Source organism: Aquimarina litoralis (assembly GCF_039523995.1).
Lineage (GTDB): Bacteria > Bacteroidota > Bacteroidia > Flavobacteriales > Flavobacteriaceae > Aquimarina > Aquimarina litoralis.
On sequence record NZ_BAAAGE010000002.1, the window covers coordinates 93702 to 120289 of the forward strand.

A 26588-nucleotide genomic window follows, 5' to 3' on the forward strand; every position below is an offset into this window, starting at 1 on the left:
TGTAAGAATGTATTTGTTAATAACTACGGTAAAACCGTAATATCAAGTGTTTTCATCTAGATAGAGATGATCAAAAGTTTTTTAATAAAACAAGAAAAGGGCAAATTTTAGTAAAATTTGCCCTTCATAAAGGTATATTTAAAACAATTACAGTTTATTACATCACAAGATCTGTTTGGTTTCGAAATACTAAATTATTATCAAATTCATCTAATAGTATAATACTATCAGTAGATACTTTTCCTGCAAGGATCTCTTTGGAAAGCGCATTCAACACTTCTTTTTGTATTGTTCTTTTTACAGGTCTAGCACCAAATTCTGGTTGGAACCCTTTTTCCGATAAAAAGTTAATTGCTTCTTCAGTAGCATCTAAAGTAATATTTTGTTGTGCCAACATTGCTGAAACATTTTTTAGTTGCAATCTCACGATTTCTTGGATGTTCACTTTAGTTAATGGAGTAAACATAATGATATCATCAATTCTGTTAAGAAATTCTGGACGTACAGCTTGTTTCAATAGCCCTAATACCTCGATTTTAGCATTTTCCATAGCAGTGTCTATATCTTTGACAGCTTCAAACTTTTCCTGAATAATATGGCTTCCCATATTGCTGGTCATAATAATAATTGTATTTCTAAAATCAGCAGTTCTTCCCTTATTATCCGTTAAACGACCTTCATCTAGTACTTGTAATAAGATATTAAAGGTATCTGGATGTGCTTTTTCAATTTCGTCTAAGAGTACAACAGAATATGGTTTTCTTCTTACCGCTTCTGTAAGTTGTCCTCCTTCTTCATATCCTACATATCCAGGAGGTGCACCAACTAATCTGCTCACTGAATGTCGCTCCTGATATTCGCTCATATCAATTCGAGTCATGGCACTTTCATCATTAAATAAGTATTCTGCTAATGCCTTAGCAAGTTCGGTTTTACCAATTCCTGTAGTTCCTAAGAATAAGAAAGAACCAATTGGCTTTTTCTGATCTTGTAATCCTGCACGGCTTCGTCTAACTGCATCACTTACTGCCTGAATTGCTTCTGACTGTCCAACAACTCGCTTTTGCAATTCTTTTTCTAAAACTAAAAGTTTTTCACGATCACTTTGTAGCATTTTAGTTACAGGAATTCCAGTCCATTTGGCAACAACCTCTGCAATATCATCATTAGTAACTTCTTCTTTAATCAAAGAAGATTTATGTTGTTGTTGACTCAATTGTTCTTGTAATATTTCTAAATTTTCCTGAGCATCCTTAATTTTTCCATAGCGTAATTCTGCTACTTTTCCATAATCACCATTACGTTCTGCACGTTCCGCTTCCAGTTTATATGCTTCTATAGCAGTTTTAGTATTTTGGATAGCGTCTACAACTTCTTTTTCGCTTTGCCATTTAGAGAAAATTTCATTGCGTTCTTCTTTGAAGTTTGCTAAATCTGCATTTAAAGATTTTAGTTTTGAAGCATCATTTTCCCGTTTAATCGCTTCAATTTCAATTTCTAATTGCATAATCTTTCGATCTAACACGTCTAGCTCTTCAGGTTTAGAATTGATTTCCATTCTAAGTTTAGAAGCAGCTTCATCCATCAGATCAATGGCCTTGTCTGGTAAAAAACGATTCGTTATATATCGTTGAGAAAGTTCTACCGCGGCAATAATTGCTTCATCTTTAATTCTTACTTTATGATGTGTTTCGTATTTTTCTTTGATTCCTCTAAGAATAGAGATAGCACTTTCTGTGTCGGGTTCATCAACTACAACTTTTTGGAAACGTCGTTCTAATGCTTTGTCTTTTTCAAAGTATTTCTGATACTCATCAAGAGTAGTTGCTCCGATCGCTCTTAGCTCTCCTCTTGCTAATGCAGGTTTTAGAATGTTGGCAGCATCCATAGCGCCTTGACCTCCGCCAGCACCCACCAATGTATGTATTTCATCAATGAACAATACGATATTTCCATCACTAGCCGTTACCTCTTTAACAACTGCTTTTAGTCGCTCTTCAAATTCTCCTTTGAATTTAGCACCAGCAATTAGTGCTCCCATGTCCAAAGAATATATTTGCTTATCTTTTAAGTTTTCTGGAATGTCTCCTGCTATAATCCTATGCGCTAATCCTTCTGCAATGGCTGTTTTTCCTGTTCCAGGTTCTCCGACAAGCATAGGGTTGTTTTTTGTTCTTCTCGATAAGATTTGGAGAATTCTACGAATCTCTTCATCTCTTCCAATAACAGGATCTAGTTTACCGTTTTCAGCTAATTCATTTAAGTTTTTAGCATATTTACTCAAGGATTGATAGGTTTCTTCTGCACTTTGCGAAGTAACTCGTTCTCCTTTTCTAATTTCATTAATAGCTTCTTTTAGATGCTTTTCAGTAACTCCTTGATCTTTTAAGATTTGACCAATCTTACTTTTAGATTTAAAAATAGCAATGATCAAATGTTCAATAGAAACGAATTCATCTTGCATCGATTTAGCAATAATACTAGCTTCATTAAGAGATTTTCCTGCTTCTCGAGATAATTGCATATCTCCTCCATTTACCTTTGGAAAACTTTCTAAAGTACTATCTAATACCTGTTGTAAAATAGTAATATTTACATTTAGTTTCTTTAACAAGAAAGGAAGCACATTTTCATCTACATTAAATATAGCTTTAAAGATGTGTTCGTTTTCTATTTGTTGATGACCATAACTCTGAGCAAGCTGTTGGGCTTGCTGTATAGCCTCTTGTGATTTTATAGTGAAATTATTGAAATTCATAGTATATTTCTTTGTTTTGAACTACCTAAAATCAAATAGTATTCCTTTGCTATGCAAATGTCAAAATGTCTTGAAACCTTCTGTTTCTTATGACGTTTTGTCTTTTTTTGTGTTCTGGATTTGATTCATTACAAGCAGTCTGAAGATAATTAATTTATGCTAATGCTATCGTAGTATCTAAGTATTTTATTTGTCATAGATAGATGATACTTTTTTAAATATTATTGATAAGTTGACATATTCTCAATCATTCCAAACGAATTCTAGTTTTACATAGTAACCCTTATCATAAGTGATATATTTTCGAGGAAAATTGGAAAAAAAGAGGTCATTAGCCTCTAAGAAAAAACAACTAATCACATGGACGCTTTTAAACAAACACTCATAGTATATATTGCTATGTTATTTTTATCTCATAGCACCGCTTTTTCAAGAGATATTTATGTAGCTATGGATGGGGATGATGCTAGTAATGGATCTATTGACAATCCTTACAAGACAATTACTAAAGCAGCATCTGTAGCTGTTGCTGGGGATATCGTATATATTAGAGAAGGTACTTATGAAGAGATACTCAAACCTTCGAATTCAGGTACTGCTGGAAATCCAATTATATTTACATCATATCCTGGTGAAAAAGTGATTATTTCTGCAATGGAATCACTTAGCGGATGGTCTAATGATTCTGGAACTATTTATAAAACAACGATAAATTTTGATTCGTTGGGGCAAGAAAATTTTGTGATGAACGGAAGCACAGCATTAGATCTTGCCAGATGGCCAAATAATATAGATGGAGAACCTTTTACACTAAATTCTTTGCGTAATGACGGTGGAAGTGGGCCAGATGTGGTAAATAATGCTTTTTTAACTTCATCACAAATCCCAAATATTGATTGGACTGGAGGTTCTGTATTTTTTTATGGCGATAAACCAGGATCTGGTTGGATTGCCTGGAAATCTTTTATTACATCAAGTTCAGCAGGAAGAGTAAATTTTAATCTAGACAAAAATCCAACTTGGATTAGAACTTTTCATGCTCCAGGTGATTTTGGTGACTTTTATTTAGAAGGTGTAAAGGCAGCTCTTGATTATCAAAATGAATGGTGGTTTAAAGAAAATACCAAAGAACTATTTGTACAATTACCAAATGGGAATGCTCCACAAGATGGGATGGTGCGAATGAGAAAACGAAGATTAACTATTGATCTTAATGGTAGAAGTTATATAGAAATCAGGAATTTGGCTGTTTTTGGTGGTGCTATAGAGTTAAAGAACAATTCGAATAATAATGTTTTATTTGGAATTTCTTCGTTTTATGGTAATCATACACAAGGAATTTTCAGAGGATTTAATGCAGGTAAGCCTAGCGTAGAGGTTAATGGTTCTAGAAATGTGATAGAAAAATGCGAGATAGCATTTAGCGCAGCTACTGGATTACGTCTGGGAGGACAGTTTAATGAAGTCCGTAACTCCTATATTCATGATTTTAATTATTTAGGATCCTATGACGCGCCTTTAGTAGCAAGAGGAGGAATTGATAATAAAATTTTGAATAATACTATTTTTAATGGAGGGCGTGATGGTATCAATTTTAATGGAAACCGATGCGAGATTGCTTATAACGATGTGTATAAAAGTAATTTAATAGCAGATGATTGTGCCACTTTTTATACCGTTGGCGGACCACAAAACACAGAAATACACCATAATTGGTTCCATGATACTGCTTCTCGCGGATCTAAAAATAAAGCAGCAGGGATTTATTTAGATAATGATGCAGAAGCTTTTTCTGTACATCATAATGTGGTTTGGAATACAGAATGGACAGGTGTTCAAATCAATTGGGATGGAAAAGATATAGATGTTTTTAATAATACCTTTTATAACAACTCTGATGAGATGGGAGCTTGGCATAAAGAAGGAACATCGTTTACCAATGTGAAGGTTTGGAATAATTTGGGCTTCAAAGGAGAATGGGAGCCCCAATCAGATAAGCAAAATAATATAGTTGTCAATTCGGATTCTTATGTAAGTATTGCCAATGGAAATTTCAATTTAAGTCAGGGATCTGCTGCCATAGATGCAGGAAGAGTGATCAATGGCATTACCGATGGATTTAATGGGGCTAATCCAGATGCCGGAGCATATGAATTTAATGGTGATAATTGGGTTGCAGGAATTGATTGGGATATCACTCTGGGGCCAAATGGTTTAGGGTGTTATGGTTTGCCGGGAGAAAATGAAAACTGTGTTCAAAATTGCACCAATCCTACTAATTGGTATGCGGATAATGATAATGATGGTTTAGGAGATAGTACTGATGTTGTTTCTGCATGTGCACAACCAACAGGATATGTATCTAATGCTGATGATGATTGTCCTGTAGATGAACTTAATACATGTACTATTTTACATATTATTCCTGGAATTATTGAAGTTGAAGAATATACAACAGCACAAGGTATACAAAGGGAAACCACAAGTGATACCGGAGGAGGAATGAATATTGGTTATATAGAAAATGGTGATTATACTACTTATCGATCTTCTATTGAAACTGCAGGTACTTATGATGTGTCTTTTAGAATAGCATCCAATTCTCAAGGAGGAACTATTAACATTTTGAGTGATCAAACCGTGATAGGTTCTGTAGATGTTTCTAATACTGGAGGGTGGCAAAGCTGGAACACAATTAATACTTCTGTTGATCTTACATCTGGTAATCAAAATATTCGATTTTCTTATAATGGAGGGAGTGGATTTTTATTTAATATTAATAGTGTAGAGTTTTCTTCTTCCGTTTTATCTGTTGATGACGTTAATTTACAAGACGTAATCATATTTCCTAACCCAGCAAAAACATCGATATCACTACTAGGTTTAAGAAAAGAACATGAGTTTAAAATTACAGACATCACTGGGCGAGTAGTGAAGAAAATAAAACTTTCTAATGAGATTACACAAGTAGACGTTACGGAGCTTAGCAATGGCTTATATATACTTACAGAAAATGAGACCAAAACAGTCTTAAAATTTATTAAATCATAGAATTTTTGATTGGATATTTGTTTTATTGGTGTAGCGAGTTCCTAGGAGCTCGCTATTTTTTTGAAATAGAAATCTAGCCGTAATTTTTAGTATTTTTGCACGACTTAATAAATAAAAATTGCATGGGATTATTCGGAAAAATATTTGGGTCGGAAGACAAAGAACCTAAAGAAGAAAAACAGGCTCTACCTTGGCAAGAACTGAAATCTTTGGAGCAATTAGATACAATTGCAGAAGCTTCAAAGGGTAAAACGCAAGCTATTTTTAAACATTCTACCCGTTGTGGAATTAGTAGAATGGTGATTAAAAATTTTGAAAGTAGTTTTGACGTTTCTGAAAATCAGGTAGATTTATATTATTTAGATTTATTAAATCACAGAGATATTTCATCCGAAATTGCAGCTAAATTTCAGGTGTATCATGAGTCTCCACAGTTTATCGTGATCAGAAATGGGGAAACAGTGCACCATGCTTCGCATAGCGCTATAGATGCTCAGGTATTGCATCAATTTATATAGTATATTAATTGTAATTTGAGGGCTATTATTAAATGAAAATGGAAGTTGATCATATATTTGTATTTTCTGATAATAATGGAAAAGAAGCAGATGATTTACGCAGTTTTGGTTTAATAGAAGGTAGTAGTAGAGTTCATCCAGGGCAAGGCACTACAAATCGTAAGTTTTATTTCGAAGATTTCTTCCTTGAGGTTTTATGGGTTATTAATGAAAAAGAAATTCAAAATAATATTACTTCGCCTACGAAACTTTGGGAGCGTTCTCAATTCAATAAAAATGGTTACTCACGATATGGATTATGCTTGGTAAATTCGGAAGCTACAGATCCACTTTTTGAAAATAGCGAGGTGTATCAACCAGATTATTTCCCGAAAGGGATGTCGATAGACATCATCACTAATAAAGAAAATCCAGTGTTACCATGGACTTTTAGGCTCCCTTACAGAAATGAAAAGAAGGTTAATAATGAACCTAAAATTCATTTGAATAGAATCAAATCCTTAACCAAAGTTGAGTTTGAAGTTAATACTACAGATAAAGAAAAAGAATTCACTAATTATTTTAGTGAATTCTCCAATATATCGTTCATAAAGAGTAATCGATCTCATCTAACTCTTGAATTTGATGATCAAAAACAAGAAAGTGAGGAAATTTTTTCCAAGTTAGGACTCACGATAAAGTATTAATAAAGTTATGCATGGATTATTTTTGAGATGCATGCATTTTAATTAATAAGTGTGTAGACATTTTTCTTGCCCTTCGTTTTGCAGTTTCTGCTTTTTCTCCACTGTATAACGCATCAATAGTTTGAAACCATATCTGTAGCCAAATCCCGAAGTGATATACCGTAATACTACTATTAAATGCTGTGTTTACTATTTTATGCTTTTTAATGGGATTTCCTTTATATTTTGATACACATAGCAGATTGGTTTCCCAGAAATCTGTTAGTGTGTTAATATGCTCATCCCAGTTTTTAATGATAGTATTGAAAATAGGACCTAAGGTTTTTTCTGTTTTTACCTTTTCGTAAAAGCAAGAAACGATAAGGTAAATATCATTTCTTGTTTCAATATCTTTTTTTGCAGAAGTATTCATGTCAAGAGATTACTAGTGTCCAAAGTTGATAATTACCAAAAGTGTATTTGTAATCAAACTTGTTATGAGTAAATTAAATACAATTTTAGGTTTCATTTGCGCTAAAATTGAAGCATTAAAAATCATGGATACAAGAACACAAAGTACTAGTTGAAAAATTTGCGAAACAGATCTATCCTACATTAAAATATACATCGCAGCTATTGATCCTAAGCAGCTTGATAGAATAATCATTAAAGGAATATAAGCCATATACATTTCTGTGAAATCTTTTAATAATTTGGAATACATAACATCGAAATTTAAAGTTATGTCCAAAGGTATTTCAGAAAGTAGGCTTCAGTTTATGATTTGAATCATAAAGGAAAATTATCGATATATTTTTCGTTCTTTAATCATCAATTTACCTTTTTGTTCTAGCTTTTTTACCGCACGAATTACAGTTTCTACACGTAAACCCGTTAAATCTGCTAGTTGTTGTCTAGTAAGCTTCATTTTATAAGGATCCGTATTATCTTCGTTATTTTTAGTATTATTTTTGAAATAATCTAAAATTCTTAGAATCCGATGTTCTGGTTCTTGAGTAGATATCTCAGAAACCATTATTGCTTTGTAATATAATCGAGATGCAAGGGTACTTGTAAACTTATAATGGATGTTTGGATTTTTCTCCAAGATTTCTAAAAACTTATCCTTAGGTAACTGCCAAACTTTTGAGTCTATAATCGCTTCAGCATTTGCAGGGTATTTGAAATCTGCAAAAAGAGGTGGCTCTCCAAAACTCTGCCCCTTATTAAAAATGCCTTGAATAAATTCTTTTCCTTCATCATTAAAATTATTCATTTTAATTTCTCCAGAATGAATTTGATAATAGTATTTAGCAAAATCTCCCTCCTTAAAAAGTTGTTCATTCCTTTTGTAATCTTTAAGGATTGTACCAGCTTTTATTAAGATATCCTCCTCAATCATAAATAAAGCAACGTTTAATTAAATCGATACCTAGTAATAATACTTTTTAGTTTATTCTTTAAGTCTTGACCAGAATCGTATACCATCTGTTCGTTAGTTGGAAATTGTACGGCTTGTAAACCTAAATATCTAATTAAGTCATCATCTAAAGCACGTTTATCGCCATTATAATTAGCATAAATATGTTCGAAAACATAGGTGCTAGATAAAGGAAAAGCATCTAGTAATTGTTTGGTGTTAAGATTACGATATTGAACGTTTCCGACCACTTGAGCTTCTTTAAACTGCATAAATTCATAATATTCGCATCTTACTGTCACCATTTTGTCCACCTTAATTTTCTTTCCATCTTCATCTAAAACAAAATCATCATTTTCATCTAATAGATATTCCCAACCATCTTTTATTAATTTTTCTCGTTCTAGTTGTCTTTCTCTAATTTGTTCTGGAGAGATATTAATTTCCCTAAAGGACACTTCCATTAAATAATCATAATTTATAGAGCGTTGTGGTTCGTTATGGTATACTGTCCATAAATCGTTTAATCCATATGTGCTGAAATTTAATAAATCACTTTCTAAACGCCTTGGGATGATTACATTGGTGTTGTTTTTTAAACTTACTTTTACAAAATCAGTTCCTTTAAAATGAGCTTCTTCAATTAAATCATTGGTGTTTTTATAGTTCGGATTAATTTTATTTAGATATACCAAATCATCATATACTTTGCGATAATCGCTTTTTCTTCTTGCTTTGGATAATAAGGATTTTGCACTATCATACAGATAGGTTGATAATTGTTCTTTTGTATTCAGAATTTCATCATCATAATTATCAAAAGTAAAATTAGCATTACGCCCTTGTTCTACGTGGAATAGAGGTAATAACGGTCTAATTCTTTCCTGTCTGTTTTTAAGAGTAGTATAAGAGTTATAAATACGTTCTAGGTTAGCAGGATTTCCTTCTTTTTGCATAAAAGCGATAGCGTTCATATCTCTATCTACAGCTTTAGCAAAAGCTTCTTCTAGGATAAGAATATAATCTTGCTTTCCTTTCTTATGTTTATTAGTTCTTAATTTACTAACAGAAGTATTAATGGCTTGATCATAGTTACCAGTATTTAATGCAGTAACGGTCTTTTTTTTACCACCACAGGAATACAAAACAATAGTGATTAAAAATAAAAGTAGTTTTCTTTTCATAATATCATGCGTTTGGGGGACACTTATTCAATTTTGATGCCAAAAGGTAACAAAAAAACCTCAAAGTCACTCTTTGAGGTTTTTATTTAAGAATTGTTGATCTTTATTTTTTAAATATGGGCAACAGTTTTGTTGATACTTCTCCAAATCCAATTCGTACGCCATCTTTTTCACAATGACCTCTCATAATTACGGTATCGTTATCTTCAATAAATTTACGACTTCCTCCTTCATCCAGTTGAACTGGTTTTTCTCCACGCCAACTAAGTTCTAACATAGATCCAAAAGAATCTGGAGTAGGACCGGAGATCGTTCCACTACCCATCATATCTCCAGAATTTACAGGACATCCATTAATTGTATGATGTGCTAACTGTTGAGACATGTTCCAATACATATGTTTGAAATTACTTCTACAAACGACAGTTTCTTTCGCTTTTTCTGGTTGTATGGCTACCTCTAGATGAATATCAAAACTTTTATCGCCTTCATATTGTAAATAAGGAAGCTGCTCTTTGATAGGCTTTGGACCTGCAACACGATAAGGTTCTAGTGCATCCAGCGTTACAATCCATGGGGAAATAGAGGAAGCAAAGTTTTTTGCTAAAAATGGCCCTAATGGAACATATTCCCATTTCTGAATATCTCTGGCACTCCAATCATTAAATAAAACTAAACCAAAAATATAATCTTCAGCTTCTTCAATAGGTATAGGTTCTCCTAATAAATTGGCATCTGTAGTGATAAAGGCCATCTCTAATTCAAAATCTACTAATCGAGAAGGTCCAAAAATTGGTTTTTCGGTCCCATTAATTAGTTTTTGTCCTTGTGGTCTATGCACAGGAATTCCCGATGGAATGATAGAGCTACTACGTCCATGATATCCTACTGGTATGTGAAGCCAATTAGGTAATAAAGCATTATCAGGATCCCTAAACATGGTTCCTACGTTAGTAGCATGCTCAATACTACTATAAAAATCTGTGTAATCACCAACGGTAACTGGCAACTGCATTTCAATTTCATCTAGTGTAAAGAGTACAATTTTACAATGTTCTTTATTCTTTTTTAGCGTATTATTTTTTGCATCAAAAATTTCAGCAATTCTATTGCGTACTAGTCTCCACGTTTTTTTACCATCGGATATAAAATCATTCAAAGAATCTTGTAAAAAAATATCATCGGTTAGAGGAATTCCTTCAAAATAACCTAGTTGATGCAAAGCACCAAGATCTATAGCAGTATCTCCAATTCTGGTTCCTATAGTAATGACGTCATCTCTGGTAAGGAATACGCCAAAAGGAATGTTTTGAATCGGAAAATCGGTATTTGTAGGAGTATCGATCCAGGTTTTTCTATTTGGGTTATTTGCTGTTATGGGCATTATTTTTCTTTTAATAAGTGTTGGTACTTCTTATGATCAAATATATAATAATAGAACGTTTTATATATTTTATTTCTGTGAAAGTTAACTAAAAAATGTGATATTTTTAATTGTGAAGAAAATGTTGAAATTTATTGTTATTCCATAGATTTATTTTATGGAATGTTCCTATTTTTGAAGATCTATTTTATAAACAATACAACATGCAACGCGACGAGCAGATTTTTGATTTAATTCAAGACGAAAAAGAGCGCCAGATCAACGGATTGGAATTGATCGCTTCAGAAAATTTTGTAAGTGAACAGGTTATGGAAGCAGCCGGTTCAGTTTTAACTAATAAATATGCAGAAGGATATCCCGGTAAGAGATATTACGGAGGATGTTCTGTGGTAGATGTGGTGGAGCAAATCGCTATCGATCGTGCTAAAGAATTGTTCGGAGCAGAATATGCTAACGTACAACCACATTCAGGATCACAAGCAAATACTGCAGTATACCATGCTTGCCTTAAGCCAGGAGATAAAATTTTAGGATTTGACCTTTCTCATGGAGGGCATTTAACTCATGGATCTCCGGTAAACTTTTCTGGTAAATTATACAATCCAGTTTTTTATGGTGTAGAGAAGGAGACAGGTAGATTGAATTATGATAAAATTCAGGAAATTGCTACAGCAGAAAAACCACAATTAATTATTGCAGGAGCATCTGCGTATTCTAGAGAGATCGATTACAAAAGATTTAGAGAGATTGCTGATAGTGTAGGAGCAATTTTGTTAGCAGATATAGCGCATCCTGCAGGTTTAATTGCTAAAGGGGTTATCGCAGATCCGGTACCTCATTGTCACGTTGTAACAACAACAACTCATAAAACATTAAGAGGACCAAGAGGAGGACTGATCATAATGGGTAAAGATTTTGAAAATCCATTCGGAATTACACTTAAAAGTGGTAAAAAGAGAATGATGTCTTCTTTATTAGATAGTGCTGTTTTTCCAGGAAATCAAGGAGGACCGTTAGAGCATATTATTGCTGCAAAGGCAATTGCCTTTGGAGAAGCATTAACAGATGAGTTTTTACATTACATTATTCAGGTAAAGAAAAATGCAGCTACCATGGCAGATGCATTTGTAAAGAAAGGATACGAAGTAATTTCTGAAGGTACAGATAACCACATGATGTTAATTGACCTTAGAAATAAAGGTGTTACTGGTAAAGAAGCAGAAGAAGCTTTAGGAGTAGCAGAAATTACGGTAAATAAAAACATGGTACCGTTTGATGATAAGTCACCGTTTGTAACCTCTGGTATTCGCATTGGAGTTGCTGCAGTAACAACACGTGGATTAAAAGAAGATGATATGTTGGAGATAGTAGAGTTAATAGATCGTGTGATTAACAACGTAGAAAATGAAGACGAGCTTCATAATATTGCAAATGATGTAAATGCAATGATGGCAGACAAACCTTTGTTTGTAGTATAATCATTGACATAAAATAAATGTATTCGAAAAGCGTAACCCAAGGTTACGCTTTTTTTTTTGTATCAACTTAAACCTAAAAAGTCAAATTGTTAGGTAACATTTAATCATTATTAGATACTAACTAAAGATGTTAAGATTAATAACAATATGTTTGAAATAATAGAATAGCATAATAAATAAACATGAAAATACTTAAATACATACTTTTAGTTTTATTTGGATTGTCTCTTTTTGGTTTAGTTTCTAGATTTTTATTTCTTTTTCCACAAACTAATGCACTTTTAATAATAGGAGTTTTGATTATTCTGTTATGTATCCCAATTTATACCATACTATCATTAATAAGGAAACAACATCGAATCGAAGCATTCATGATGTTGGTCTCTATTCCATTGATTATGGGTGTATTGTTTTGGCTAATGAGTTGGCCTTTTGGAAATGAAATGATCATTATTGGAAGTCAAATTGTATGCTTAAGCTCCATTATATTTTTTATCTATAGTAGTATTAAAAAACATAAAATAGGAGTGTCGATTTTATTTTTGGCTTTAGGGTTTTGTAGTTTAGCATTTTGTTTTAAAGTATTGTTTTGGCCAGGATCAACTGCACTTAAGTTTGCTGCTTTTTTGACCATTTTCATTGCTTTGGTCATTATGTTTGTAATGAAAGATAGGGTTACTTCGGGGCAATTAGTACTTGGAGTAATTTTGATAATCTCAGTGTTCTTTCTAGTGGTAAGAGAAAGTAGATTATATGGAATTTTATATATGGATTTGGCAAATCAAGAATTAAATCATCCAGAAGACTATTATTATTACGCTTGGAAACTTTATAATGAAGGACAAGTAGAAACGGCCAAAACTAATTTACAGTTGGCAATAGAGGAATTAAATAATCCAAACAATACATATCAAGATAGGATATCGCTAGAAAATAAAAAGGCTTACATAAAAGTTTATGAAGATGCTATAGAAAGGTTGAAGAATAATAATTGGATTATCTTAGAATCTCCTTACGCACCAATACCCGCAACTCCTTAGAATTAGAATTTATTTTCACTAATTTTATCATATAAATGTTTGATAAGTTTTTAATTGATATTTAGTTGGATTTATCAGAATTAAGACCAATCATTAATGAAAATACACATAGAAACAGACAGATTCTTTTTAAGAGAGTTGGAGACATATGATGATCAAGGAATGTTTGAACTTGATTCTGATCCAGATGTTCATGAGTTTTTAGGTAAACGACCTATAAAAACCATAGAAGAAGCACAAAAAGTTATTACGACCATCAGGGCTCAATATATAGACAATGGAATAGGTAGATTGGCAGTAATTGATAAGAAGACTCATGATTTTATAGGCTGGTCTGGCCTAAAATATGAGAAAGAATTACGAAAGGAATTTCATTATTATGATATAGGTTATCGACTTATTAAAAAATATTGGGGAAACGGAATCGCCACAGAAACGGCAATAGCTTCGCTAAAGTATGGGTTTGAAAAATTAAATCTTGAAGAAATTAGTGCAGCAGCAGAAATCGAACATATCGCATCGAATACAGTCCTAAAAAAAGTAGGATTACAATTTGTGGAGACTTTTGAATATGATAATGAAATACTCAACTTCTATACGCTAAAAAAATCTGACTGGTTGAAATCGCAATGACATTACTTGTTAATAATTGATTAAATCTATAATCAAAAAAAGGTGAATATTGTAATTTTAGGATACAACAAAAACCTTTTTTATAATGAGATTAAATGCTGGTATTTTAACAACTAAATTAAAAGAAACCAAGGAGTTTTACAGTAAAACATTAGGGTTTACAGTAAAATTTGAAAATGATTTTTATCTTCTTCTCAAAACACCTAATGCTAAGGATACTCTAAGTTTTCTTTTACCCAATCATCCGACACAGCAACCATTTTTTCATAAACCTTTTATGGGACAAGGTATGTATCTAACAATCGAAGTAGATGATGTGGATCAGTTGTACGAAGAGGTAAAAACAAAAGATATAGTTATTAAAGTTGAATTAAGAGATGAACCTTGGGGAGAAAGACACTTTGCTATCGAAGATCCAAATGGAATAGGAATCGATATTGTAAAATATACGGAACCTCTTGAGAACTGATATTTATCCAAAATCAGCCTAGTTGATGTTTTTTAAGAGTGTCCCCAGTTATCGGGATCGTTAGAATCATTTGGAGATAACCCTATGATATCTCCATCAGTATTTACTCCAAGTCCGACAACTGTTCGATTTACATAATTAAAATAACTTACCACTTGATTGATTTCTAAAATCTCACCATCAGTTAAATCTTGCTCTCTTAATACATCAATATCCATTTTTGTAATAGTATGATGGGATAAGGTCAATTTTTTAGCATACCGCATTCCTTCGAGGTATTTTGTATCAAAATAAGAAGCTGCCTCATCTTTCTGAATACAATTGATGATTTGTTCGAATTTCAGATCATCAGCAAGTAAACGCTTTAATCCTGCGCTATGATGTGCGACACAATAATCACATTGATTTAAAAAACTTACATAGACACCTAGCGTCTCTAAATACCATTTTGGTAATGTGTTATTAGAATTATGCAATATATTTTTATATAATCCCATATGACCTACTAAAGTATGAGGTCTTAGGCTATGAATGGATAAGACATTGTCGACATTATTATTTGGACCTTTTACTCGTTCATAAAGTCTTTTTAGCTGTCCTTTCGCATTTTCGAAAGTGATTTCCTGTATCCAAGCCATATTAATTTGTAGTTTCTCTAAAGAAAGTATCTTTTTTAGTAATCAAAGCTGTGACTAAAATAATGAAGGAACCCAGCATAATGGAAACATCAGCCATATTAAAAATCTCAGTTTTTATGATTCCTACATCCATGATCATAAAATCAGTAACCGAACCATGAACAATGCGATCATAAAGATTTCCAATTCCTCCACCTATAATGAAGGTAAAACCTACTATAGTTTCTTTAGAGTAATTAGTTTTTATAATCAGAAGTCTAAGTAAAAATAGTAGCACAAGAATTGGTAATATTTGCAACAAAATAATTTTAAGGACTGGAGCAAGATCTGATCCTAAACTATAAGCAGCACCAGTGTTTTCTACTTTGGTTAATACAAAGTTGTCATTAAAAACATGTATTCTTTCATCCTTTTCAATAGTGTGTCTTACTACAGTTTTTGAAATTTGATCACAACTAACGTTTAGTAATACTAGCGAAAAAATTACAAGAATTCGGATTTTATTGGTTAGGTTTTTCATATGAATAAATAACGATATAAAGTCCTAAATGTAGCAAAGAAATATGGGATATATTAGTTTCTAAGGTTTTTATGGTAAAGAGCACATGTTTTTAACCTTACATCACTTAATAATTTGGGGTGATCAAAAATTTTTAGATGTTTCATTCCGATTTTTTCCATCACAGCTATAGAATTTTTATTTATCTCTGGCGCTACAGAGTAAATGTCTTCTAATTCTAAATGCTCAGAGGCATATGCTAAACAAGCTTTTGCACCTTCTGTAGCTAATCCTTTTCTCCAAGTTGATTTTTTTAATCTCCATCCAATATCTATAAACGTTCCTAACTCTTCAAGATAGGATTGTTCACTAAGTCCAATAAAACCAACTAATTCATTGCTTTCTAATAAGTCTACTGCAAAATAACAAAAGCCAGTACGTTCATAATGTTGTTGCATGCGAAGAATAAAATCTTTGGTTTGATCCAATGTAGGTTTATATGGGAAAAACTCCATAACATCGTCGTCATTATTAACCTCGTTATGCATGATGTCTAAGTCCTCCATAAACCAATTACGGAAGCCAAGTCGTTCTGATGTAAACAAATAAGATTTCAAAAGTTTGAATTTTGATGATTTTTACTTCTCGTTTTGTAAAGATGGATAAAGAAGGGAAAGTTACATATATTTAAAAAACCTTAAAATAATTTTGATACCATTTCTAGAAAATCGTAAAACTATGGTTTATTAGAATTTGAAGCTCTTTAAATAAGACAAGGCTTTTATAAAGCATAAATAAAACGGAATAATAATTGATAAAAAGATTAGAAACTTATATCCATGATAAAATTAGAAAAAAGTGTTTGGATTTACCTTATTCTCGTAATGTTAGCGACGTATTTAGTACAAATATTTATCATTCTCAACGGAGGACAAGAGTATGAGTTTTTTCAGCCTTTTATGGTTTTAGCTATGTTCATTCCTAGTATTGGCGCCATCATTTATCTAGTGAAGAGTAAAATTGGTTTAAAATATATTAATTGGAAACCTCGTACATTTTGGTATCTTCTATTAAGTTTACTTGTTCCTATCATTATTACATTACTAGGTAGACTATTGTTTGAAAAGATTGGTTGGGGTATTAATCATGAATACTTAATTGTAGATAATAAGGTTGTTGATATAGATTTGTCGTTATTTTTAGGGAGTGAAGATCAAAGTATTTCTTTTTTCTTGGCTAATTTTTTCATAACAATGCTTGTTGTTAATTTAGTTTCAAGTCTACTAGCATTTGGAGAAGAGGTTGGTTGGAGAGGTTTTTTACAAAAGAAATTATTAGAGCAAAACAGTTTACTAAAATCAATAGTCTTTTTAGGATTGGTTTGGGGTTTTTGGCACTTACCAATAGTTTTAGATGGATTTAATTATCCAGAATATCCAATTTTAGGGGCTTTTATATTTCTTCCCATAAATACGGTGTTTGTATCAAGTTTCTTAGCTTTATTGACAATTAAGTCCAAAAGTGTTTGGCCAGCGGTTTTTGCTCATGGAGGTGTTAATGGCGTTATGACACTTTTATTTGAAATGGATTTTGGTGAATATAAATTACAAGCCAATTTTGGAATATTATGTATTTGGATGGTTGTTGGAGTTATATCTTATATTATTCTTAGTAAAGGATATAGAAAGGAAAATGTATAGTTTATGTTGGTAAAGGATAACGCTATGAGAGTAATACTATTTTTTATTTGCTTGATATGTACAAATTGCTTTATGAGTGCACAAAACACTAAAAGTTCAAACTTAAAGAATGCAGTACAAGGAAATGAAAAGCTAACTAGCTTATCTCTGGATTGTGAAGAGTTAAATTTGTTTTCTGAATCTATTGATAAATTTATGATACTAGAATCATTATATCTTAAGGATTGTAACTTAAAACAGATTCCCAAAGAGGTACTAAGGTTGTCAAAATTGAAACTTCTTAATGTAGAAGGTAATAAATTAACTTCTTTACCACTAGAGTTTAATAAAATGAACCAATTAACAGTATTAAATGTTAGGGGTAATGACTTTAATGAAATACCGAACGTTTTGAGTGAATTGCTGAATCTAAGGGAGATTGATTTAGCTAAAAATCCTAACCTAGATATTTTACAAGCCAGCAAAGTATTAACCCAAATCAAGAAATTAGATTTTTTGTATTTAAGTAAAAATAATCTTAAGGAATTACCAGAAGAATTCTCTAAATGTAATGTATTGCAAGAGCTACATCTTAATAATAATCCAGAGCTTGACTTGGATCAAGTATTTTCTGTGATAGCACAAATAAAATCATTAAGGATTTTGGTTTTATCTAATAATGAAATTGCTGAAATCCCCAGAAACATTAGTAAACTAAATCAAATAGAAGGTTTGGTTTTGGATGCTAATCCAAAAATTCAGCTTTCCAATCTTATAGCTGCAGTAGATTCTTTACGAAGTTTAAAAGTACTACTATTACGAAACAACAACTTTCAATTTATGCCTCAAAATTTAAAAGGTTTTACTAAGTTAAAAGTTTTAGAACTTAGTAAAAATAACTTTTCCGAAAATGAAAAAGAAAGAATAAAAGAACAGTTGCCAGATACAAAAGTGATTTTTTAATATCCTTATTTTATGTAAGTATCCCACTTAGTAAGATACTTACTGTTGCAGTTATTCCAATGATAGAACCACCAAAGATACTAAGCATTATCTTTTTTGTTGATCTACTATTTTTGAGAAATACCTTGTAAATAAATAACTGACCTAAGAAAATCGGAATAGCGTAGATTCCAAATATTACCCAAACGAAAGGTTCCTCTAACCAATTAAAATTGTAATTACCTTCATCTATAAAAAATAGAAAAAGTGTTATTAAAATAGCGCTAGATCCTAAGATAAAAAGTTCTTTGTTTTTAGATATCTTCATAGTAAAAAGTAAGGTAATCAGTTAATTTTCTTCCATTTCGAAAATAATACTTTCATAAGCACCAATATCTGGTGCTGTCATATCTCTTGGTGTACCCAAAATATCAGTACCCATAGTTGGCGTAGATGCCTGTCCATTTGCAGCGGAGTTTTCTCCAATATTCAATTCATTTTCTGAAGGGTCTTTAAAATCAGGACCTTCGTTTAAAATGACGTTATTAAACAAACTATTATTAGTAAAGTCGTACAATGCATTATCAGAAAACTGGCCATTAAAATCATTAAAACGTATGAGAGAATTTCCAAAATTATAATTAAAGGTTGTCCCTTCGGCTCTAGTAATTCCAAGTTCTAGATTTTCGTTTCCATACACAATACAGTTATTAAAATTAGCTTCAACGAGATTCTCGGCTAATATCTCTGTAATATTTCCTCCTTCATCTCTCACTACAAATATATTATCAATTGCCAATGCAGGTGTATCTCTAAAACTTACATTCCAATAGTTAGCAAATGTACAGTGGTTAAAATTGTAAGTTCCTCCGAACGAAGCATACATTGCATGTATCCCTGCATTATTTATGACCAAGTTTTCTCCTCTGATATTTGCTGTTCTACCTAGAATCCCAAAAGCGGAGTGGTTATAAATTTGAGAATTAGTAATGGTTAATGTAGGATCAGGACCTCCATCATTAGAGTCCATAATAATTCCTGCAGCTCCATTTTTTATAGTAGCATGATTGATAACATGTCCTGTGCTACCTGCAGTAAGCCATATAAAAGCCCATTGACCAGGAACGTCACTAAATTCAGGTTCTAATCGATCACTTTCAAAGATCACTTCGTTTTCTAATAATTCTGGATCCGAACTTACTTCACCATTAACTAAAAGTGTAGCATTGTTGGCAGCGATGATTCCTGATTGATCATGAAAATGAATTCTTGCTCCCGCATCTATGGTTAACGTTCTATCAGGAGGAATGGCCGCAAAGCCATAGATTACATAGGGTTTCTCATTGGTGAAATTAAGTTGGTCATCTTCGAGAAAGAAACCTTCTACTCGAATTTCTTCCATATTATCATCTTCTCCTAATAATAAGGTTTCTACAACTCCATTTTCATCTCTAGAAGGGAATAAAAATACAGCGTCTTTCACCAGAGTTACTAAATCTACGTCTTGCTGACTACCTGTAGGGTCAAATAAAATTCGATCCGTATATAAAAATTCTAAATCACCTGTTTGCTGTGTAATATCAGTAGTAGTTTCTACAAATACAAAAATACTATCCTTAGCTAATACTTGAATATCTTGAAAAGATTTTCCTGGTATTCCATCTACATTTAATCGATAATTAGAACTTTCTCCTCTCTCTAATGCTATACTTGGAATTGTAAAATCATCATTAGTTCTATTGTATACCTTAAAACTATAGGTGCTCGAACCAATATTAGTAAAAACAGTATCTAAAAACAAAGTGTCTATGGAGAACTGTAGATTACCAGTACTCGGAGCAGATTCGAAATCTTTACGACAAGAACTCCATAAAACAATAAGAACAAGGAGGAGAAGAGAAGATAAATATCGCATTATTAACTAGCTATTTTGTTAAAATATATCCAAAAAGCCTTTTTAAAAATTGTATGATCATTAGAAAAGCTAATCGTCGTGTTAAATGTATAACTTTTTAACCACTACTAATATTGCTTTGGTAATAAAAATTTGATAAGATCTTCACTTCTGTAAGAAGCAAAACATTTGTACATTTGTTATTCTAAAATTTTATAAGACAATATAAAAATCTCTTTATGAGTACATATGATGTAGCCGTGATCGGCTCTGGACCTGGTGGATATGTAGCAGCAATACGTTGTGCACAACTGGGTATGAAAACTGCAATAATCGAAAAATATTCAACACTTGGTGGAACTTGTCTTAATGTAGGGTGTATTCCTAGTAAGGCATTATTAGATTCGTCACATCATTACGAGCACGCAATAAAGCATTTTGCGGATCACGGAATTGAAATTCCAGGAGATGTAAAGATCAACTTAGAAAAAATGATTGCCCGCAAGCAAGCAGTAGTTGATCAGACAACAGGAGGAGTTGATTTCTTAATGAAGAAAAATAAAATAGACGTTTATGAGGGTATAGGTTCTTTTAAAGATGCTACTCATATAAATGTTACAAAAAACGATAACTCAGTAGAAACTATAGAAGCAAAGCAGACTATTATTGCTACAGGATCAAAACCTTCTACTTTACCTTTTATTACTATTGATAAAAAGCGTGTAATCACTTCTACAGAAGCATTAAAACTCAAAGAAGTTCCGAAACACCTTGTCATTATTGGTGGAGGTGTTATAGGTTTAGAGCTAGGGCAGGTATATCGTCGTTTAGGAGCTGAGGTTTCTGTAGTAGAATATATGGATAGAATCATTCCAGGAATGGATAAGGCTTTATCTAGAGAATTACAGAAAGTTCTTAAAAAACAAGGAGTTAAATTTTATACTTCGCATAAGGTAACCGGAGTAAAGGCAACTGCCAAACAGGTGACTATTACTGCAGATGATAAAAAAGGAAATCCTGTGGAGTTTAAAGGAGACTATTGTTTAGTTTCTGTAGGAAGACGTCCATATACAGATGGATTAAATGCAGAAGCAGCTGGAGTTAAACTAAATGATAGAGGGCAAGTAGAAGTAAATGATCATTTACAAACATCAGCTAGTAATATTTATGCTATCGGAGATGTAATAAAAGGAGCAATGTTAGCACATAAAGCTGAAGAAGAAGGTGTCTTTGTTGCAGAAACATTAGCAGGTCAGAAACCACATATTGATTATAATCTTATCCCTGGTGTAGTATATACTTGGCCAGAGGTTGCTGCTGTAGGTAAAACAGAGGAAGAATTAAAAGAAGCAGGAATAGCTTATAAATCTGGTCAGTTTCCATTTAGAGCTTTAGGAAGAGCTCGTGCTAGTGCAGATCTTGATGGATTTGTAAAGATTTTGGCAGATGAGAAAACAGATGAGGTATTAGGTGTACATATGGTAGGAGCGCGTTGTGCGGATCTTATCGCAGAAGCAGTAACTGCTATGGAGTTTAGAGCGTCTGCAGAAGATATTTCTAGAATGTCTCATGCACATCCAACATTTACCGAAGCTATCAAAGAGGCTGCATTAGCTGCTACAGATAATAGAGCTTTACACGTGTAAAAGTTTAAGAATATAGATAAAAAAGCGAGCACTAAGCTCGCTTTTTTTATAATTGTATTTCTATTGAGCATTACTACCAATATTACATTGGGCAATAGGAGTAGATAAATCATTACTATTAAAAATTTTTATATGTCCATCAAAAGCAATTAAATCTTGATAATCAAAAACCTCATTTTCGATAACGATTTGATTAGAGGAATGAAAGCTAGTCCAGCTTGACATTACTTCTGCCTCATGTAAATTTAAGAAATCATCAAGTTCAGTTACTATTTCACCACCTTCTGATAATGAATTGCTATATAAATATGCAGTGTAAGGCACATCTATATCAACATCTATTAATTGTATAGCAATATTAAAGACTTCATCTGAAACTGATGATCCTACAAAAAAGGCATAACCGCTAACTCCAGAGTCATTGACTTCTAGTATTTTATATTCCTGTTGTGGAACACCATTATCATCATCATTACTACAGGATGAACAAAAGATGGAAAATGTGAATACGAGTAAAATTAGTTTTTTCATGAGAATAAGTTTTGAAATTTCCCCAAAAGACGATGCTCTTAATTTTATGTTGCAGAATAATAAATCACTCAATAAAACTAAAAAACTCTTATTGTAGCTTTAAATATTTTCTAACCTATTTAAAACTTGAGTTTTGTAATTTCTACTAATAGGAATTGATTTGTTATTGAGTACCAATTCTTCATTAGAAAAAGAATCAATTTTTTTTATGGCAATGATAAAAGATCTATGCGTTCTCATAAATTGTTGTACAGGTAATCGCGCTTCAATATTGCTGATGGTTTCTCTGGTTACAATAGTGGCATTATCACAATGAATTTTTAAATAATCATTATAACTTTCTACATAAATAATTTCCGAAAAATCTATTTTTTTCATCCTTCTATCTGACCTAACAAACATAAAATCATTTGATTGGATTTCTTCAGTGACTGCATTAGAAATTTTATAATGTATTTCGAAATAATTATCCACTGCATTTAGTAACCTTTCAAAAGAAATTGGCTTTAAAAGGTAATCTACAGCATGCAGATCAAAGCCTTCAATAGCATATTCTCGATATGCGGTTGTAAAAATGATTTTAATTTCTTTATTAATCGATTTTGCAAAGGAAATTCCTGATATCTCAGGCATATTGATATCTAAAAAAATTAAGTCTATTTTATTAGCGTTAATACAATTAAAAGCTTCTAAGGCACTAGCGCATACGGCTACAACATCTATTCGATCAATTTTTTCTAAATGACTAGCAATAATATCTCTTGCTGTAGGTTCGTCATCGACAATAATGCAAGATATTTTAGGATTCATAAGCGGTTGTATTTTTAGTATTTAGATATAATTTTACAATATGCCAATTCTCATTTTCAGCAATTTCTAACAAATGATGCTCTTTATATGCTAATGCTAATCGTTTTTTGATATTACTTAATCCTATTCCTTTATGGTCATTACTATTACCTGGAAGAATTGAGTTTTTTATAGAAAAATATATCTCATGATCCTTGCAGGTTAAACTCATATGGATTGATAGTTTTTGATCAATAATTTGTCCATGTTTAAAACTATTTTCTACAAAAGGAATAAATAGCATAGGCGCTACCTGAATGTTTTTGTTTATATTCTGAAAATCAATGGAAATATCTAATACATCTCTAAAACGCATCTTTTCCAATGTAACATAATCTTCTATATGGTTTATTTCATCCTGTAATTGTACTAGAGGTTTATCTGATTGATATAACAGATAATCCAAAAGGTTTGATAATTTTAAAATCATCTCTGGAGTATCTTCAGATTTTTTTAAAGCAAACCCATATAAGGTATTTAGCGTATTAAATAAAAAGTGTGGATGAATTTGCATTTTTAAATAATTCAGTTCCTGTTCTTTTAGTTTTAATTGAGCTTCTAAAATTTTGTTTTTTAGTGCCTGATTCGCTGTGGTTGATTTATAATTGTGTTGAGCTAGATTTAAAGCACTAGCAATGAAAACAACAAAATATACAGCCACAAATAGAAAAAATGGACTTCTTGTCATTGGAGCCATTCCTTCATATTTTAGTGAGGATAAAAAGATAAGACCATAAAAGAAGGAAATAACAATAAAAAAAGCCGATACGATTAACGTATAAATACAATAAAGAAGGAATAATGCATATCGCTCTTTTATTAAATATTTTGGAATTAATATGTCTGTTACTGTATACGTAGTTCCTATGGTAACAGGCATAAGAAATAAAGAAAAAGAAAATACATAATTGATATCTTCGGTATTGTAACCAAAAAAATAGGTATACCCAAACAGTACTACTGTCCAAAATATAGAATGTAGTAATAAGGTTGCTAGTTTTTTTAGAATGGTATCTTTAGAAATCATATTTAAGTACAATATCAGTATTTTTTACCTTTCAAGTAGTATTTTTGGATGAATAACCGAATTAGTACGCATTATAACAAAATTACCGAGTTGTTTTCTGAACACTATACGAATCGAGCTAAATACGAAACGAATTTGGTAGATAAGCGCAAAAAAAATATTCTTCTAACTTTTGAAACTAGTTTTGAATATGTTTAATTCAAAATTACTTACTATGATATCACTATTTCTTTTACAAGCAGAAAATAGATCTTTCTTCACTACATTCTTTGCGAGATTGCAAGAAGGAGGAATGTTTTTTATGTTCCCAATCTTATTAATGCTTTTGTTAGTATTGTTTCTTATCGTTAGAGGGCTTATTTCTTTAAGAAATGAACAGAAAGGATTTCAAAAAAATATTCAGTTATTAAATTCTATTGGACTTCTAACATTAGTGTGGGGTATGCTAGGACAGCTTATTGGTATTGTAGGAATGTTTGATCAATTAGAAGAAATTGGCAATATATCTACACCTATTTTCGCTGGTGGGCTAAAGGTTTCTGCATTACCTCCAATTTTTGGTTTTCTTGTCTTTATAATTTCAAGAGTGGCATCTATCATTTTTACTTGGATAGCTAAAGAATCTGAGTAACTCATTGTATTAATCAAACAACTATCTAATTGTTTGATTCTTTTCGCAATAATATTTCATTCAAATACATAATGAAGTAACTATCAAAGTAATCTTTTGAGAAGGATCTTGCTTACTTCATTTCTAAATAAAATACATATAATATGATAAAAAAAATAATCATTATACCTTTCCTTTTTATAGGTTTTGGTATAACCGCACAGAATTTCAATAAAACAAAATTAGACAGTTTGTTTACGGTCATCGATCAAAATAATAAAGGAATGGGTAGTATATCCATATTTCAAAATGGAAAAGAGGTATATGTCAATTCTATCGGATATGCTGACATAGAAAATGAAATAAAATCTAATAAAAATACGAAGTATCGTATCGGTTCCATTACAAAAACTTTTACAGCTACGTTAATTATGCAGTTAGTGGATGAAAAGAAATTAAGTTTAGATACATACTTGAGTACCTATTTTCCAGAAGTACCGAATGCAAGTAAGATCACCATAGAACATTTACTAAGGCATAGAAGTGGTTTATTTAATTTAACTGAAGATGAAGACTTTTTAACTTGGATGATTTTGCCCAATACAAGAGAACAAATGTTAGGCAGATTAGTGAAGAGAAAGGTGAATTTCGAACCAGGTGCAAAGACAAGATATTCTAACACCAATTATTTATTACTTTCTTATATAGCTGAAGAAATAGAAGACAAAACATATGCAGAGATTTTATATGCTAGAATTACCAAACCACTAGGCCTGAAAAGGACTGCCTACGGAAAAAAAATTAACTCTAAAAACAATGAAGCACTATCTTATGTGTTACAAGAAGATAATTGGAATGTGGTAAAAAATGAAACACACATGAGTGTTCCTATCGGAGCAGGAGCTATTGTTTCTACTCCTACAGAATTAAATGTATTCTATAAGAATCTTTTTTCTGGTAGATTGGTTACAAAAATTTCATTAGATAAAATGATAGATATTTCAAAAGGGATGGGGATGGGACTCAGTGGAGAAACTTTCTTTAATAAACAAGCTTATGGCCATAACGGTGGTATTGATGGTTTTCAGTCGCTTACGTTATATTTACCAGAAGAAAAGATTGCAGTTTCCTATATAGGAAATGGAGTAGTAATGTCTCCAAATAGCATCATTATTAATGTGCTGGATAGTTATTATAACAATAATTATCAACTTCCTAAGTTCGAGAAAGCATTAAAATTTACTACGGAAGATTTAGATCAATATTTAGGTGTTTATGTAAGCGAATCATTTCCTTTTCAGATAACCATCACTAAAGAAAATACAGTGCTAATAGCAGATGCAAAAGATGGTCCTACATTTCCATTAAAAGGATATAGTAATCATAAGTTCATTTCTGATAGAGCAGGAGCTGCTTTGTTTTTTCACCCTACTAAGAATGAAATGGTGTTGGAGTTGAATGGGAATAAAGTGAATTTCAAAAGAAAATAGACTTAAGAGATGGATAGTTTTAATCTCTTTATGAAAGCTAAATGATATTTGAACAAAGAACTCAAAAGTATACTCTTATAAGAAAGTAAGTATTGTATTTGGAAATTTAAAACCTTGACCGCTAACTCAGAAGTCAAGGTTTTATTCATTTGGTTTAGGTTCATAGAATAGCTAAATAATGAT

25 protein-coding genes are annotated in these 26588 nt (G+C 31.8%); 12 read left to right on the forward strand and 13 right to left on the reverse strand.

Features of this window, described 5'->3' with window-relative positions; all coding sequences use genetic code 11:
* Positions 1-157: 157 nt before the first annotated feature.
* Positions 158-2758: an ATP-dependent chaperone ClpB gene (gene clpB / locus ABD077_RS09365; RefSeq protein ID WP_343912058.1), complete on the reverse strand. Its 2601-nt coding sequence runs from the start codon at positions 2756-2758 to the stop codon at positions 158-160.
* Positions 2759-3118: 360 nt separating this feature from the next.
* On the opposite strand from clpB, the gene ABD077_RS09370 reads away from it, so the two are divergent.
* From ABD077_RS09370 to ABD077_RS09380, 3 genes are all read left to right on the forward strand, one after another.
* Positions 3119-5809, forward strand: coding sequence for a carbohydrate-binding protein (locus ABD077_RS09370; protein ID WP_343912059.1), 2691 nt, complete (start codon positions 3119-3121; stop codon positions 5807-5809).
* A 122-nt stretch (positions 5810-5931) separates the two neighbouring features.
* Positions 5932-6327: a bacillithiol system redox-active protein YtxJ gene (ytxJ, locus tag ABD077_RS09375; RefSeq protein WP_343912060.1), complete on the forward strand. Its 396-nt coding sequence runs from the start codon at positions 5932-5934 to the stop codon at positions 6325-6327.
* A 32-nt stretch (positions 6328-6359) separates the two neighbouring features.
* Entirely contained in the window at positions 6360-7013 is a 654-nt protein-coding gene (locus ABD077_RS09380) for a VOC family protein (RefSeq protein WP_343912061.1), read from the forward strand.
* A gap of 16 nt (positions 7014-7029) precedes the next feature.
* On the opposite strand, the gene ABD077_RS09385 is transcribed toward ABD077_RS09380, so the two are convergent.
* The 4 genes from ABD077_RS09385 to fahA all read right to left on the reverse strand — a co-directional run bounded on the left by ABD077_RS09385 (position 7030) and on the right by fahA (position 10980).
* Positions 7030-7425 carry a group III truncated hemoglobin gene (locus tag ABD077_RS09385; RefSeq protein WP_343912062.1) on the reverse strand — a complete coding sequence of 132 codons (396 nt, stop codon included), beginning with the start codon at positions 7423-7425 and terminating at the stop codon, positions 7030-7032.
* 369 nt (positions 7426-7794) lie between these two features.
* The gene (locus tag ABD077_RS09390; protein ID WP_343912063.1) at positions 7795-8394 is read right to left on the reverse strand and encodes a Crp/Fnr family transcriptional regulator; all 600 of its coding nucleotides are present in this window, start codon (positions 8392-8394) and stop codon (positions 7795-7797) included.
* 14 nt (positions 8395-8408) lie between these two features.
* The gene (locus ABD077_RS09395; protein ID WP_343912064.1) at positions 8409-9596 is read right to left on the reverse strand and encodes a hypothetical protein; all 1188 of its coding nucleotides are present in this window, start codon (positions 9594-9596) and stop codon (positions 8409-8411) included.
* Positions 9597-9699: 103 nt separating this feature from the next.
* Positions 9700-10980, reverse strand: coding sequence for a fumarylacetoacetase (gene fahA, locus ABD077_RS09400; protein ID WP_343912065.1), 1281 nt, complete (start codon positions 10978-10980; stop codon positions 9700-9702).
* A gap of 203 nt (positions 10981-11183) precedes the next feature.
* Here fahA and glyA point away from each other — a divergent pair, with 203 nt between their 5' ends.
* The 4 genes from glyA (at position 11184) to ABD077_RS09420 (ending at position 14600) form a co-directional block, all read left to right on the forward strand.
* Positions 11184-12458 carry a serine hydroxymethyltransferase gene (glyA, locus tag ABD077_RS09405; RefSeq protein ID WP_343912066.1) on the forward strand — a complete coding sequence of 425 codons (1275 nt, stop codon included), beginning with the start codon at positions 11184-11186 and terminating at the stop codon, positions 12456-12458.
* A 182-nt stretch (positions 12459-12640) separates the two neighbouring features.
* A complete protein-coding gene (locus tag ABD077_RS09410) occupies positions 12641-13498 on the forward strand; it encodes a hypothetical protein (RefSeq protein WP_343912067.1) in 858 nt (285 codons plus the stop codon).
* 96 nt (positions 13499-13594) lie between these two features.
* A complete protein-coding gene (locus ABD077_RS09415) occupies positions 13595-14131 on the forward strand; it encodes a GNAT family N-acetyltransferase (RefSeq protein ID WP_343912068.1) in 537 nt (178 codons plus the stop codon).
* A gap of 85 nt (positions 14132-14216) precedes the next feature.
* Entirely contained in the window at positions 14217-14600 is a 384-nt protein-coding gene (locus tag ABD077_RS09420; protein WP_343912069.1) for a VOC family protein, read from the forward strand.
* Positions 14601-14632: 32 nt separating this feature from the next.
* On the opposite strand, the gene ABD077_RS09425 is transcribed toward ABD077_RS09420, so the two are convergent.
* From ABD077_RS09425 to ABD077_RS09435, 3 genes are read right to left on the reverse strand one after another with little or no spacing between them, the layout of a single operon-like run.
* A complete protein-coding gene (locus tag ABD077_RS09425; protein WP_343912070.1) occupies positions 14633-15238 on the reverse strand; it encodes a carboxymuconolactone decarboxylase family protein in 606 nt (201 codons plus the stop codon).
* Position 15239: 1 nt separating this feature from the next.
* A complete protein-coding gene (gene lspA, locus ABD077_RS09430; RefSeq protein ID WP_343912071.1) occupies positions 15240-15758 on the reverse strand; it encodes a signal peptidase II in 519 nt (172 codons plus the stop codon).
* 53 nt (positions 15759-15811) lie between these two features.
* Positions 15812-16354: a GNAT family N-acetyltransferase gene (locus tag ABD077_RS09435; protein ID WP_343912072.1), complete on the reverse strand. Its 543-nt coding sequence runs from the start codon at positions 16352-16354 to the stop codon at positions 15812-15814.
* Between the two features lie 222 nt (positions 16355-16576).
* Here ABD077_RS09435 and ABD077_RS09440 point away from each other — a divergent pair, with 222 nt between their 5' ends.
* A complete protein-coding gene (locus ABD077_RS09440) occupies positions 16577-17437 on the forward strand; it encodes a CPBP family intramembrane glutamic endopeptidase (RefSeq protein ID WP_343912073.1) in 861 nt (286 codons plus the stop codon).
* Between the two features lie 72 nt (positions 17438-17509).
* Positions 17510-18379 (forward strand): leucine-rich repeat domain-containing protein, encoded by an 870-nt coding sequence (locus ABD077_RS09445; protein WP_343912074.1) that lies wholly within the window; start codon positions 17510-17512, stop codon positions 18377-18379.
* A gap of 10 nt (positions 18380-18389) precedes the next feature.
* Here the strand turns inward: ABD077_RS09445 and ABD077_RS09450 are convergent, their stop codons facing one another.
* Together ABD077_RS09450 and ABD077_RS09455 are read right to left on the reverse strand one after the other, a co-directional pair.
* Positions 18390-18686 carry a hypothetical protein gene (locus ABD077_RS09450; protein WP_343912075.1) on the reverse strand — a complete coding sequence of 99 codons (297 nt, stop codon included), beginning with the start codon at positions 18684-18686 and terminating at the stop codon, positions 18390-18392.
* Between the two features lie 21 nt (positions 18687-18707).
* Positions 18708-20273, reverse strand: a complete 1566-nt coding sequence (locus ABD077_RS09455; RefSeq protein ID WP_343912076.1) for a hypothetical protein — start codon at positions 20271-20273, stop codon at positions 18708-18710.
* A gap of 218 nt (positions 20274-20491) precedes the next feature.
* Between ABD077_RS09455 and lpdA the strand changes: the two genes are divergently transcribed.
* On the forward strand, positions 20492-21898 hold the full coding sequence (lpdA, locus tag ABD077_RS09460) for a dihydrolipoyl dehydrogenase (protein WP_343912077.1): 1407 nt from the start codon (positions 20492-20494) through the stop codon (positions 21896-21898).
* Positions 21899-21958: 60 nt separating this feature from the next.
* Here lpdA and ABD077_RS09465 read toward each other — a convergent pair whose 3' ends face one another.
* The 3 genes from ABD077_RS09465 to ABD077_RS09475 all read right to left on the reverse strand — a co-directional run bounded on the left by ABD077_RS09465 (position 21959) and on the right by ABD077_RS09475 (position 24305).
* Entirely contained in the window at positions 21959-22429 is a 471-nt protein-coding gene (locus ABD077_RS09465) for a hypothetical protein (protein ID WP_343912078.1), read from the reverse strand.
* 99 nt (positions 22430-22528) lie between these two features.
* Entirely contained in the window at positions 22529-23239 is a 711-nt protein-coding gene (locus tag ABD077_RS09470; protein ID WP_343912079.1) for a LytR/AlgR family response regulator transcription factor, read from the reverse strand.
* The gene (locus tag ABD077_RS09475) at positions 23229-24305 is read right to left on the reverse strand and encodes a sensor histidine kinase (protein WP_343912080.1); all 1077 of its coding nucleotides are present in this window, start codon (positions 24303-24305) and stop codon (positions 23229-23231) included. The genes ABD077_RS09470 and ABD077_RS09475 overlap by 11 nt, the downstream gene beginning before the upstream one ends.
* 214 nt (positions 24306-24519) lie before the next feature.
* On the opposite strand from ABD077_RS09475, the gene ABD077_RS09480 reads away from it, so the two are divergent.
* Both ABD077_RS09480 and ABD077_RS09485 read left to right on the forward strand, forming a co-directional pair.
* Entirely contained in the window at positions 24520-24936 is a 417-nt protein-coding gene (locus ABD077_RS09480) for a MotA/TolQ/ExbB proton channel family protein (RefSeq protein WP_343912081.1), read from the forward strand.
* A 143-nt stretch (positions 24937-25079) separates the two neighbouring features.
* Complete coding sequence (locus ABD077_RS09485; RefSeq protein ID WP_343912082.1) at positions 25080-26405, forward strand: serine hydrolase domain-containing protein; 1326 nt, start codon at positions 25080-25082, stop codon at positions 26403-26405.
* The last annotated feature ends 183 nt before the right edge of the window (positions 26406-26588 follow it).

What these genes read in the sequence shown, in the direction of transcription:
- ABD077_RS09480 (WP_343912081.1), top strand. Translation starts at nt 24,520, where the DNA reads ATGATATCACTATTTCTTTTACAAGCAGAAAATAGATCTTTCTTCACT.
- ABD077_RS09420 (WP_343912069.1), top strand. Translation starts at nt 14,217, where the DNA reads ATGAGATTAAATGCTGGTATTTTAACAACTAAATTAAAAGAAACCAAG.
- ABD077_RS09390 (WP_343912063.1), bottom strand. Translation starts at nt 8,394, where the DNA reads ATGATTGAGGAGGATATCTTAATAAAAGCTGGTACAATCCTTAAAGAT.
- ABD077_RS09395 (WP_343912064.1), bottom strand. Translation starts at nt 9,596, where the DNA reads ATGAAAAGAAAACTACTTTTATTTTTAATCACTATTGTTTTGTATTCC.
- ABD077_RS09485 (WP_343912082.1), top strand. Translation starts at nt 25,080, where the DNA reads ATGATAAAAAAAATAATCATTATACCTTTCCTTTTTATAGGTTTTGGT.
- ABD077_RS09455 (WP_343912076.1), bottom strand. Translation starts at nt 20,273, where the DNA reads ATGCGATATTTATCTTCTCTTCTCCTCCTTGTTCTTATTGTTTTATGG.
- glyA (WP_343912066.1), top strand. Translation starts at nt 11,184, where the DNA reads ATGCAACGCGACGAGCAGATTTTTGATTTAATTCAAGACGAAAAAGAG.
- ABD077_RS09450 (WP_343912075.1), bottom strand. Translation starts at nt 18,686, where the DNA reads ATGAAGATATCTAAAAACAAAGAACTTTTTATCTTAGGATCTAGCGCT.
- clpB (WP_343912058.1), bottom strand. Translation starts at nt 2,758, where the DNA reads ATGAATTTCAATAATTTCACTATAAAATCACAAGAGGCTATACAGCAA.
- ABD077_RS09475 (WP_343912080.1), bottom strand. Translation starts at nt 24,305, where the DNA reads ATGATTTCTAAAGATACCATTCTAAAAAAACTAGCAACCTTATTACTA.
- fahA (WP_343912065.1), bottom strand. Translation starts at nt 10,980, where the DNA reads ATGCCCATAACAGCAAATAACCCAAATAGAAAAACCTGGATCGATACT.
- ABD077_RS09470 (WP_343912079.1), bottom strand. Translation starts at nt 23,239, where the DNA reads ATGAATCCTAAAATATCTTGCATTATTGTCGATGACGAACCTACAGCA.
- ABD077_RS09425 (WP_343912070.1), bottom strand. Translation starts at nt 15,238, where the DNA reads ATGGCTTGGATACAGGAAATCACTTTCGAAAATGCGAAAGGACAGCTA.
- lpdA (WP_343912077.1), top strand. Translation starts at nt 20,492, where the DNA reads ATGAGTACATATGATGTAGCCGTGATCGGCTCTGGACCTGGTGGATAT.
- ABD077_RS09440 (WP_343912073.1), top strand. Translation starts at nt 16,577, where the DNA reads ATGATAAAATTAGAAAAAAGTGTTTGGATTTACCTTATTCTCGTAATG.
- ytxJ (WP_343912060.1), top strand. Translation starts at nt 5,932, where the DNA reads ATGGGATTATTCGGAAAAATATTTGGGTCGGAAGACAAAGAACCTAAA.
- ABD077_RS09380 (WP_343912061.1), top strand. Translation starts at nt 6,360, where the DNA reads ATGAAAATGGAAGTTGATCATATATTTGTATTTTCTGATAATAATGGA.
- ABD077_RS09410 (WP_343912067.1), top strand. Translation starts at nt 12,641, where the DNA reads ATGAAAATACTTAAATACATACTTTTAGTTTTATTTGGATTGTCTCTT.
- ABD077_RS09465 (WP_343912078.1), bottom strand. Translation starts at nt 22,429, where the DNA reads ATGAAAAAACTAATTTTACTCGTATTCACATTTTCCATCTTTTGTTCA.
- ABD077_RS09370 (WP_343912059.1), top strand. Translation starts at nt 3,119, where the DNA reads ATGGACGCTTTTAAACAAACACTCATAGTATATATTGCTATGTTATTT.
- ABD077_RS09415 (WP_343912068.1), top strand. Translation starts at nt 13,595, where the DNA reads ATGAAAATACACATAGAAACAGACAGATTCTTTTTAAGAGAGTTGGAG.
- ABD077_RS09385 (WP_343912062.1), bottom strand. Translation starts at nt 7,425, where the DNA reads ATGAATACTTCTGCAAAAAAAGATATTGAAACAAGAAATGATATTTAC.
- ABD077_RS09445 (WP_343912074.1), top strand. Translation starts at nt 17,510, where the DNA reads ATGAGTGCACAAAACACTAAAAGTTCAAACTTAAAGAATGCAGTACAA.
- lspA (WP_343912071.1), bottom strand. Translation starts at nt 15,758, where the DNA reads ATGAAAAACCTAACCAATAAAATCCGAATTCTTGTAATTTTTTCGCTA.